At 73.2% G+C, this 10031-nt stretch carries 11 protein-coding genes; 4 read left to right on the top strand and 7 right to left on the bottom strand.

Features of this window, described 5'->3' with window-relative positions; all coding sequences use genetic code 11:
• The 3 genes from E1193_RS26375 to E1193_RS32115 form a co-directional block, all read right to left on the bottom strand.
• Positions 1 to 2013, bottom strand: a 2013-nt coding sequence (locus tag E1193_RS26375; RefSeq protein ID WP_165945831.1) for a M48 family metalloprotease, incomplete at its 3' end; no start/stop codon positions are given.
• Positions 2010 to 2486, bottom strand: coding sequence for a hypothetical protein (locus E1193_RS26370; RefSeq protein WP_132185879.1), 477 nt, complete (start codon positions 2484 to 2486; stop codon positions 2010 to 2012). The genes E1193_RS26370 and E1193_RS26375, both read right to left, overlap by 4 nt.
• A gap of 51 nt (positions 2487 to 2537) precedes the next feature.
• Complete coding sequence (locus tag E1193_RS32115) at positions 2538 to 2897, bottom strand: hypothetical protein (RefSeq protein WP_165945830.1); 360 nt, start codon at positions 2895 to 2897, stop codon at positions 2538 to 2540.
• Positions 2898 to 2945: 48 nt separating this feature from the next.
• On the opposite strand from E1193_RS32115, the gene E1193_RS26360 reads away from it, so the two are divergent.
• From E1193_RS26360 to E1193_RS26350, 3 genes are all read left to right on the top strand, one after another.
• Entirely contained in the window at positions 2946 to 3449 is a 504-nt protein-coding gene (locus E1193_RS26360; RefSeq protein ID WP_132185878.1) for a GNAT family N-acetyltransferase, read from the top strand.
• A gap of 10 nt (positions 3450 to 3459) precedes the next feature.
• Positions 3460 to 4092: a hypothetical protein gene (locus E1193_RS26355; protein WP_132185877.1), complete on the top strand. Its 633-nt coding sequence runs from the start codon at positions 3460 to 3462 to the stop codon at positions 4090 to 4092.
• A gap of 129 nt (positions 4093 to 4221) precedes the next feature.
• Entirely contained in the window at positions 4222 to 5544 is a 1323-nt protein-coding gene (locus E1193_RS26350) for a hemolysin family protein (RefSeq protein WP_132185876.1), read from the top strand.
• Positions 5545 to 5641: 97 nt separating this feature from the next.
• Here E1193_RS26350 and E1193_RS26345 read toward each other — a convergent pair whose 3' ends face one another.
• The 4 genes from E1193_RS26345 to E1193_RS26330 all read right to left on the bottom strand — a co-directional run bounded on the left by E1193_RS26345 (position 5642) and on the right by E1193_RS26330 (position 8063).
• Complete coding sequence (locus E1193_RS26345; protein ID WP_132185875.1) at positions 5642 to 5953, bottom strand: PRC-barrel domain containing protein; 312 nt, start codon at positions 5951 to 5953, stop codon at positions 5642 to 5644.
• Positions 5940 to 6320, bottom strand: a complete 381-nt coding sequence (locus E1193_RS26340) for a hypothetical protein (protein WP_132185874.1) — start codon at positions 6318 to 6320, stop codon at positions 5940 to 5942. The genes E1193_RS26345 and E1193_RS26340 overlap by 14 nt, the downstream gene beginning before the upstream one ends.
• Positions 6317 to 7543, bottom strand: coding sequence for a divalent metal cation transporter (locus E1193_RS26335; protein WP_132185873.1), 1227 nt, complete (start codon positions 7541 to 7543; stop codon positions 6317 to 6319). Before E1193_RS26335 ends, E1193_RS26340 begins: the two co-directional genes overlap by 4 nt.
• Before the next feature lie 130 nt (positions 7544 to 7673).
• Positions 7674 to 8063 carry a PaaI family thioesterase gene (locus E1193_RS26330; RefSeq protein WP_132185872.1) on the bottom strand — a complete coding sequence of 130 codons (390 nt, stop codon included), beginning with the start codon at positions 8061 to 8063 and terminating at the stop codon, positions 7674 to 7676.
• Between the two features lie 101 nt (positions 8064 to 8164).
• Between E1193_RS26330 and tyrS the strand changes: the two genes are divergently transcribed.
• Positions 8165 to 9448 carry a tyrosine--tRNA ligase gene (gene tyrS, locus E1193_RS26325; protein ID WP_132185880.1) on the top strand — a complete coding sequence of 428 codons (1284 nt, stop codon included), beginning with the start codon at positions 8165 to 8167 and terminating at the stop codon, positions 9446 to 9448.
• Positions 9449 to 10031 lie beyond the last annotated feature (583 nt).

Raw genomic sequence — 10031 nt, 5'->3', positions numbered from 1 at the left:
GGCGAGCAGGACGATCCCGAGCCCTGCGCCGAGGTAGGTGCCGACCGCGTGCGGGACCTCGTCCGGGCGGGGCGGGGCCGGCGTGTCCGCCCACCGCGCCAGCTGTGCGTCCAGGCCGGCGGCGAGCACCAGCGCGGCGGCCCCGCCGGCGAGCGGACCGGCCGACGCCCGGGGCAGGGTCGCGGCCAGCGTCACCGCCGCCAGCAGCGCCAGTTGCAGGGTGAGCGAGGTGACCGGGGCGCCGAGTTCGGGCTCCAACCGGCTCCACCACCGCGCCGCCAGCGCGTCGGCGAGGCCGAAGCGGGGCAGCGCCAGCGCCAGCGGGGCGGCGGCCAGTGCCGCCCCGGCCGCGGCCACCAGCGCGGGACGGCCCGCCCGGCGCAGCGTGACCGCCAGCAGGGTGGCCACGCCCAGCGCCAGCACGGCCGCCGCCCACGGGGTGGACACGGCGGTCAGCGGCACCCGTACCGCGTCCATCGGACCGCACTCGACCAGATAGTGGGCGCACTCGTACGCCCGGCCGCGCTGCCACAGCGTGGTCTCCCAAGCCAACACCAGCACGCCGACCGTCACCGGCAGGGCCGGCAGCAACAGCAGCCGGCGGCCGGCCGAGGTGGTCGGGGCGGTTCGTTCCACCAGCCCGGCCAGCCACCGGCTCAGCAGCACCGCGCCGAGGCAGAGGAGCAGCAGACCCGCCAACGGCGTCTGCTCGGGGCGGCCCTCGTGGACCAGCCCGTCGTACGGGGCGAGGTAGGTGCCGGCGAACAGCCCGACGCCGAGGAGCAGGCCGAGCAGGCCGGGCCGGGCTGGCCGACCGGCCATCCGCCGCCCCCGCGCGTCGCGCCAGCAGCCGTCGGCCAGGAAGATCGCCGGCTGGATCGCGGCCAGCGCGAGCACCGCCAGGGCGCCCCACCCCACTCGATCGAGCTGGGGCCAGGCCAGCACGCCGGCCTCCCGTAGCAGGTCGACCAGCAGTTGCAGGTTGGCAAGCGACACCGCGGTGAACACCCCGCCGGCGAGCATCAGCCCGAGCGGGAGGGTGAGCGTGGCGGCCGGGTCGGCCAGTCCGGCGAGCCGGTTCGCCACGCTCGGGTGCCGGTCCCAGAGTCGCTGCCACGCCCGCGCCCACCGCACGTCCGATGCGCGGCTGCTGCGTTCGGAGCCGGGGGTGCGTGGGCCGGCAGCCGCGCCGCCGTGCAGCGCGGCCCGGACGCCCTCCGGGTCCACCCCGGCGGCGCGGGCGTCGGCCTGCTGCTCCCGCAGCCGCAGGAAGGCCCGGGTGACCAGCTCGGCGATGACGGCGAGCAGGGCGGCCCGCAGCACGACGCCGAGGACCGTGCCGGCGGCGGGCGGCGGGGACTCCCAGGCGAGCTGGGCGAGCAGCAGCAGCGCGGTGGCCGCCGCGGTGACCCGGGTGCTGATCCGCAGCACGGTGGCGAACCGCAGCCGCAGCAGGTCGTGATTCTGCACATGGGCCAACTCGTGCCGGAGCACCGCCTCGAACACCACGCGGCCCTGCGGCCCCTTGGCCGGCAGGGCCAGCAGCTCCGGCCCGAGCGCGACGTACGGCTTGTGGTCGGTGCCGCCGGTGAACGCGCGCCGCCCCAGCCGGGGGCCGAGCAGCACCGGGGTGTCGCGGGTCAGCTCCACCGAGGCGAGCACCTCGCCGATCACCCGCTCGGCGGCGCCGAACACCTCCGGTGGGATCGGCTGGGTGCGCCGCCGGTGCAGCCGGGTCTGCCAGGCGAAGACCGCCGCGCCGGGCACCGCCATGAGGTTGAAGAAGTTCGACATCCGCACGAACATCTCGCTGCACGGGTGGTCGAGGACGTCACCGAGATCGCAGCCGGGCCGGGCGAGTACCGAAAGCCCGAACTCGACCGCGAGCAGCACCGCCGCGCTGAACACCAGGGCGGCCAGCGGCAGCAGCAGGAAACCGGTCTCGTCCGGTCGTCCCCGCCACACCGGCGGCGGTTCCGGTCGTCCCCGCCACACCGGCGGCGGTCCGCTCACCGTTCCGGCTCCCCGTCGAGCAGCAGCGCCCCCACCACGGCGTCGGCGATGGTGGCGGCCAGCGGGGGTGCGACGCCGAGCGCGGCGGCGCGGGCGGTGGCCACCTCCCGCACCCGGACAAGCTGCTCCCGGCTGAACTCGACCGGCGCCGGCGGGGCCGGCTCGCGGCGGCGGCGCAGGGCCCCGAACAGGCCCCGGGTCGCTTGCCCGCCGAGCTGTTCGAGCTCACCCTCCGCGCCGCGCAGCAGCGCGGCGGTGACCGACGCGCTGACCAGCGTGACCACCGGCGTGACGGTGGCGATGGCCTCCAGTACCCCGAACTCCAGCCGGCCGCCGTCGATGGAGGCGTCCGCGCCGGTGAGGTAGGGCGCGGCGAGTATGTCGAAGGCGGGCAGTTCCTCGGGAGCGAGCCGGGCGACGACGGTACGGGCGAGCGCGGCGGTCCGCGCCACGTCCGCCGGTGGGCGTGACATGTGTCCTTGGTACCGACCCACCGCCACCGGTGCCACCGGTGTGGCTGTCCGTTATCCGTCGGCGGGCTCCAGGGCGCGCCGGTGGACGACCAGATCGTCCACCTCCAGCCGGCCGATGCGCAGGTCGCGGATCACGGCGCGGCGTACGGCCAGCCGGCCGACCGCAAGCGCGCCGAGCGCCGCCGCTCCGCCGGCCAGCGCGGAGACCGCCAGCGCCCCGGTCGCTGCGGCACCGATGGCGCGGGCGCCGGTCGCCACGGCGGAGACGGCTCGGGGCGGGCAGACGGCCGGTGGCCGGCGGCGGGACAGGCGCATGGATCGATCCTCCGTCAGTTCCGCCAGCACCATGGCTCGGCGGGCCACCGTCCACCCGGCCGGGTGACCGCCGGCGGGGCCGGCCGGCACGGTCACGGGGCCAGCGGTCCCGGGATCGTCGGTGGGGATGCGTATCCTCCGGCGGTGATCCCCGACCTGCGCCTGCGTCCGGTACGCGACGACGACCTGCCTCATTTCTTCGCCCACGAGCAGGATCCGGAAGCCACCTGGATGGCCGCCTTCGGCCCGGCCGACCCGGCCGACCGGCTGGCCTTCGACGCGCACTGGGCCCGGATCCGGGCCGACCCGCGCATCGTGTCGCGCACGGTCGTCGTCGATCGCGAGGTGGTCGGCCGCGTGAGCGCCTTCCCGGTCGACGAGCGCACCGAGGTCAGCTACTGGATCGACCCGCGACGCTGGGGCCGGGGGTATGCCACCGCCGCGCTGGGCGCGCTGCTGCGCGAGCTGCCGCAGCGGCCGGTGTACGCCCGCGCCGCGAAGGACAACCGCGCCTCCCTGGCGGTGTTGCGCAAGTGCGGCTTCGTGGTGGTCGGCGAGGACGCGGGCTTCGCCCACGGCCGCCGGGCCGAGGTCGAGGAGTGGGTGCTCCGGCTGCCCGCCGAGCCGGCTGACCAGGGTAAGCGCTAGTCTCCCCGGAGTGAATTGGCTGGAACTCGTCGGCTGGGTCGGCTCCGCGCTGCTGGTCTGGTCCCTGTCGCAGACGCGCATCCTGCGGCTGCGCGCGCTCAACCTGGTCGGCTGCCTGATCCTGGTCGGCTACAACGCCGCGGTGGCGGTCTGGCCCATGGTCGGCCTCAACGTGGTGCTCGCGGTGATCAACGTGTGGTACCTGCGGAAGATGCTGACCACCCGGCACGACGAGCAGACCTACCAGGCGGTGGAGGTAGGTGTCGACGACCGGTTCCTGGCGCACACCCTGAGGGTGCACGCCACCGACATCGCCCGGTTCAATCCGGACTTCCGCTGGGCGTCGCACGGCTCGCGGCGTTCCGCGTTCCTGGTGCTCAAGGGGGACGAGGTGGTCGGGGTGGTGTTGTCGCACGCCGAGGCCGACGGGATCGCCCAGATCGACCTCGACTACGTCACCCCACGGTTTCGCGACTTCACCCCCGGCGAGTTCGTGTACCGGCGCAGCAGCCTCTTCACCGAGCGCGGCTTCCGCCGGGTGGTGAGCCCGCCCGGCATGGTCGCCCCCTACTACCACCGGCTCGGCTTCCGCCCGGAGGGCGACGCGTACGTGCTGGACCTTCCCGCGTCCGCGCCGGCCTGACCCCGGCCGCCCCGGAGGATTCACCGGCCGTCACATCGGGCACACAGGGCCCTACGCCGGGCGGGTTCGCCGCCCGGCGGGCGCCGGCCGTCCGGCCGGCGCCCGCGGCGGCGAGGGAGAGAGCTGGGCGTGCAGAGCTACTGGAGCCAACTGGCCCTGGTCGGAGTCCTGGTCGTTCTGAACGCGATCTTCGCGGGTAGTGAGATGGCGCTGGTGTCGCTGCGGGACAGCCAGATCCAGCGCCTGGAACGCACCAGCCGGGCCGGGCGGGTGCTCGCCCGGCTGGCCAAGGACCCCAACCGGTTCCTCGCCACCATCCAGATCGGCATCACCCTGGCCGGCTTCCTGGCCTCGGCCGCCGCCGCGGTCTCCCTGGCCCAACCGCTGGTGCCGCTGTTGGGTTTCCTCGGCGGCGCGGCCGGGACGCTCGCCATCGTGGCGGTCACCCTCGTGCTGACGTTCGTCACCCTGGTCTTCGGCGAGCTGGCTCCGAAGCGGATCGCCATGCAGTCCGCCGAGCGCTGGGCGCTGCTGGTGGCCCGCCCGCTGGACCTGCTGGCCACCGTCACCCGCCCCGCTGTCTGGGCCCTTGGCGCCACCAGCGACCTGGTGGTACGCCTCTGCGGATTGAACCCGAAGCACGAGCCCGACGAGATCGGTCCGGACGAGTTGCGGGACATCGTCGCCGGCAACCACGGGTTCACCAAGGAGCAGCGCACCATCATCGCCGGCGCGGTGGAGATCGCCGACCGGCAACTCAAGGCGGTGCTCGTGCCCCGGTTGCAGGTCTTCACCCTCGACAGCGGGACCAGCGCGGAGGCGGCCCGGCTGCTGCTCGCCGCCACCGGTCACTCCCGGGCCCCGGTGGTCCGCCACGGCGGCCTGGACGACGCCGTCGGCGTAATCCACCTGCGCGACCTGGTCGGCGTTCCCGACGAGCGCCCCGTCGACGAGATCGCCCGTCCGCCGATGCTGCTGCCCGACTCGCTGCCCGTGGTGGACGCGTTGCGGCAGTTCAAAGCCGAACGCCAACACATCGCCCTGGTGGTCGACGAGCGCGGCGCGGTCGACGGCATCGTCACCCTGGAGGACATCCTGGAGGAGATCGTCGGCGAGATCTACGACGAGACGGACCGGGACGTCCGCGGCGTACGCACCGAGGCCGACGGGGCGTTGCTGCTGCCCGGCACGGTCCCCGTGCACGACCTGCCCGACCTCGGAGTCGAGGTGCCCGGCCGTCCGGCCGGCGACTACACCACCGTCGCCGGGATGCTGCTGAGCTGCCTCGGGCACATCCCCACGGTGGCGGGGGAGAAGGTCACCGTCGACGGTTGGGAGGTGGAGGTTGCCGCCATCGACCACCGGGCCATCACCCAGGTTCGGCTGCGCCGCGCCGTCCCGGTCGAGGACGCTCCCGACGCGGAACCGGTCCTCGACGAGGCCCGCCGTTGACCGGTGCCCGGTGGTCCGCCCCGCTCAGCCACCCTGGTGGTCCGCCCCGCTCAGCCACCCTGGTGGTCCGCCCCGCTCAGCCGCCGGTCCGCCCCGCTCAGCCGCCCGGCTGGCCGAACGGGAAGTCGGGCACCGGTGGCAGCAGCTGCACCTGGTCGGCGGGGAGCTGCCGGGTGCTGCGGATCAACGCCCGGGCCACCAGGCGGATCACCCACGGACCCGACGGGTGACGCTCCGCCCCGATCAGCCGCCCCACCATGCGGCCCCACCAGTGCCCGGTGATGATCACATCGGTCAGCCGCAACCGGCCGTCCGGGTAGCCGCCCCGCACCACCACGTCCACCACCCGGCCGAGCCGCCTCCCGTGCAGGTCGTACGCGGCCCGGCCGAGCAGTTCACCCGCCCGCACGGCCGGCTCCCGGGATGCGGTCGATCAGATGGCGGCGCAGCCACGCCTCCACCGGCGGAGGCGGCAACCCGTCGGCGCGGCAGCGCAGCCACACGGCGCTGTCCACCCGCACCACCAGGGTCATCGGAAGGCACAGCGGCGGCACCGGCGGGTTCTCACTGAGCCGGTCCGCGACCGCCACGAGCAGCCGGCCGACCGGCCCGCCGATCCGCAGTCCAAGCGCGCTCTGCCCGCTGATCAGGTTCGCGACGTACGGGTAGCCGTCGTCGTCGACGGCGAACTCGACATCGTCGACCTTGCCGACCAGCCGCCCGTCGACGTCGACGATCTGCCGGTCCAGCAGATGCCGGCCGAGCTGAAGCCTCATCGCCCCATCCCCGTCGTCACCGCCAGCGGGATCGCGGCCACCGAGGCGGCCACGATCACCACCAGGTAGACCGCGCCGAGCAGGTTGGCCGTCCGCCCGTTGACCCGGTCGCCCAGGTACGTCCGGTCGTTGGCCACGATCAGGATCGGCAGGTACGTCAGCGGCAGCACCACCGCGCTGGCCACCAGCATGTGCTCGGTGAGCCGTACCGGATCGACGGTGGTGCACAGCACCAGCATCCCGATCAGCACGCTGACCAGCAGCACCGTGTGGAACCGTGCCGCCTCGCGGGGGCTGACCCGCTTGCCCCACTGCCAGCCGAAGTACTGCGCCGCCGCGTACGCCGCTGACAGTCCCGTCTCCAGGGCGGCGCCGAACGTCACGGCGAAGAACGCCAGCGCCGCTATCGCCAGCCCCACCCCGCCGAACGCCAACACCACCGGCGCGGCGACCTCGTCGAGCGTCGACACCGACGCGCCCGTCGGGTGCAGCACCACCGCCGCCGTCGCCACCAGCGACAGCGCGAGGAACCCACCGACCGGGAATCCCACCAGCACGCTGGACCGGGCGTCGGCCAGGTCGGCGGCGCTCCACTTCTCCTCCACCCCGCCGGATGAGAAGAAGAACACCTCGTACGGGCTGACCGTGGAGGCGAACAACGCCACCGCCACGAACCAGTACGCCCCCCAGCCCTGCCCGTACGCCTCCGGGCGCAGGGCCCCGCGAGCCAGGGCCGCCCAGTCGGTGGGCAGCCAGAACAGCGCCACCGCGAAGATCACCAAGGTCAGCCCGGCCAGCCCGAACACCCGCTCCATCAGCTGGAACCGCATCCGCCACAACACCAGCCACGCCGCGAACGCGGCCACCGGCACCCACAGCAGGTAGCTCACCCGGGAGGCCAGTTGCAGAGCCAGCGCGACGCCGCCCAGTTCCGCCGCCAGGGTGAGCACCGTGACCAGGTACGAGGCGGCCAGGTTCAGCAGCGCCAGCCGGGGCCCGAGCCGTTCCCGGACCAGGTCGAACACCGCCCGGCCGCTCACCGCCGCGATCCGGCCGGCCATCTCCGCGTACGCGCAGATGCCGACCACCCCGAGCACCAGCACCCAGACGTGTCCCATGCCGAAGCGAGCGCCGGCCTGGCTCGCCGCCACCAGGTCGCCGATGTCGACGAAGCCCCCGACGGCCGAGAGCACGCCGAGCGTGGCGACGAGGAGCCTTCTCACGCGGGGTACGGGTCGACCGGTCTCATCGACGCGACCATATCCGCGCCACCCGGGTGTTTTCCGGCAAACCCGGCATGCGGTGCCTTCGCCGGCCGCCGCGCGATCGTCCCCCGCCGGCGGGCCGGGCGGGTCAGCCGTCCGAGAGGTTCTGCAACCGCACCTGGCCCCGGGAGACCAGCCGCCCCGCGGCGTCGGTGATCTCCACCTGCCACAGCTGCTGGCTGCGACCCCGGTGCACGGGCGTCCCGACGGCGGTCAGCTCCCCGTCGCGGACCGCCCGCAGGAAGTCCGTCTGGTTGGAGACGCCCACGACCCGCCCGCGCCCGCCGAGCCAGATCGACCCGCCGACGCTGGCAGCGGTCTCCACCACCGCGCAGTACACCCCGCCGTGCTGGATACCGAACGGCTGGTGCAGCTCGGGGCGTACCGTCCAGCGGATCACCACCCGGTCGGCGCCGACCTCGTCGAACGTCAGCCCGAGCAGCCCGACCAGGCCGCCCGTGATGGCCGGCATCTCCATGACCCGTTCCTCCTCGCCTCGCCGAGGTCGCAGCCTAGCCGGCGCGGACTCGGCCAAACCCGCTACGGCCCGACGTGCGGCATGGGGGAGAATCGGTGACCGTGACCGACAGCAACCTCCCGCACGCGCGGGACTCCCTGACCGACGACCTGCGGTGGCGGGGCCTGATCCAGGACTCGACCGGCCTCGACGAGCTGCGTGACCTGCTCGACGGCGGGAGCGCCACCTTCTACGTGGGCTTCGATCCGACCGCGCCCAGTCTGCACGTCGGCCACCTCATGCAGGTCACCACGGCCCGCCGGCTCCAGCTCGCCGGGCATCGGCCGCTGCTGCTCGTCGGCGGCGCCACCGGCCAGATCGGCGACCCGAAGGAGAGCGCCGAGCGCACCCTCAACCCGCCGGAGGTCGTCGCCGGCTGGGTGCGGCGCATCCGCGACCAGCTCGCGCCGTTCGTGTCGTACACCGGCGAGAACGCCGCGCAACTGGTGAACAACCTGGACTGGACCGGCGAGATGTCTGTGGTCGAGTTCCTGCGGGACGTCGGCAAGCACTTCCCGGTGAACAAGATGCTGGCCCGCGAGGTGGTCCGGGCCCGGCTGGAGACGGGCATCAGCTTCACCGAGTTCAGCTACCAGTTGCTCCAGGCCAACGACTTCTTCGAGCTGCACCGCCGCCACGGCTGCCAGCTCCAGTACGGCGGCTCCGACCAGTGGGGCAACATCACCGCCGGCGTCGACTACATCCGCCGCCGTGGCTCCGGCCCGGTCGAGGCGTTCACCACCCCGCTGGTCACCAGATCCGACGGCACCAAGTTCGGCAAGACCGAGGGCGGCGCGGTCTGGCTCGACCCCGAGATGACCAGCCCGTACGCTTTCTACCAGTTCTGGGTCAACGCCGACGACCGGGACGTGGTCCGCTACCTGCGCTACTTCAGTTTCCGCTCCCGTGAGGAGATCGAGGCGCTGGAGAAGGAGGCGGCCGAGCGGCCGGCTGCCCGGGCCGCGCAACGGGCGCTCGCGGAGGAGCTGACCACCCTGGTGCACGGCGAGCGGGAGATGGCCCAGGCCGTCGCCGCGAGCCAGGCGCTCTTCGGTCGCGGCTCACTCGACGACCTCTCGCCGGAGACCCTGCGGGCGGCGTTGACCGAGGCCGGCCTCGTCCACCTCGACCAACTGCCGGACGTGGCGGGGTTACTCAAGGAGTCGGGCCTGGTGCCGAGCATGAAGGAGGCCCGCCGGGTGATCGCCGAGGGTGGCGCCTACGTCAACAACGCCCGGGTGAACGAGGTGGACGCCGTCGTCGCCCCGGAGGCCCTGTTGCACGGCCGCTACCTGGTCCTGCGCCGAGGCAAGCGGTCTTTCGCCGGGGTCGCGCTGCGCGGGTAGCGGCACGACCGGGGTGTGACACGGGACGCCCCCGGCGGATTTGACGATCAACTTGTGGGGGGCGTAACTTTTGTCTGTCAGCGCGGTACGGACGAGACAGGGCGAAAGTCTTGGCCGCCGGAGCGCGGGAATGACCTCCGGGTCTGGGTGGTTGATCCCACCAGGACCTGGACCGGGCGGTGCCCCAAATCCACCACCAGGTGGATTTGGCGAGGCGGAACCGACCGGGTAAGGTTGACGACCGGCAGGGACGCGGACGAGCATGCGGGAGACCGTATCGGCCGTCCTGCCGAGAATCCATGACGGGTCCGGCGCGAGTCGGTCGCATTGTGGTGCCCGGCGAGTTGGTTGGAAGCGTTGACAAACCGGAAACATCGGTTTGACGCGGCGGTAACTGCCGGGTAAAGTGGTAAAAGTGCTCGGCGCGGTTGTGTCGGGTGTGTGGGGATAGGCCCTGCTGGGGGTTCCACGGTGTGGGGCTTTCTGGTGGTGTGTGGTTGTTCTTTGAGAACTCAACAGGGTGCTTGATAAGCCAGTGCCAAATTGTTTGATACCCCGTGCTGGCTGGGTCTGCCTTTTGGGT

The organism is Micromonospora sp. KC606, assembly GCF_004348675.1.
Classification (GTDB): Bacteria; Actinomycetota; Actinomycetes; order Mycobacteriales; family Micromonosporaceae; genus Micromonospora.
The sequence above is the reverse complement of the archived record's forward strand: the minus strand, read 5'-3'. Positions and strand labels throughout refer to the sequence as shown.

Excerpts from the sequence above, each read along its gene's own strand:
- E1193_RS26370 (WP_132185879.1), bottom strand. The coding sequence starts at position 2,486 with ATGTCACGCCCACCGGCGGACGTGGCGCGGACCGCCGCGCTCGCCCGT.
- E1193_RS26340 (WP_132185874.1), bottom strand. The coding sequence starts at position 6,320 with ATGAGGCTTCAGCTCGGCCGGCATCTGCTGGACCGGCAGATCGTCGAC.
- E1193_RS26330 (WP_132185872.1), bottom strand. The coding sequence starts at position 8,063 with ATGGAGATGCCGGCCATCACGGGCGGCCTGGTCGGGCTGCTCGGGCTG.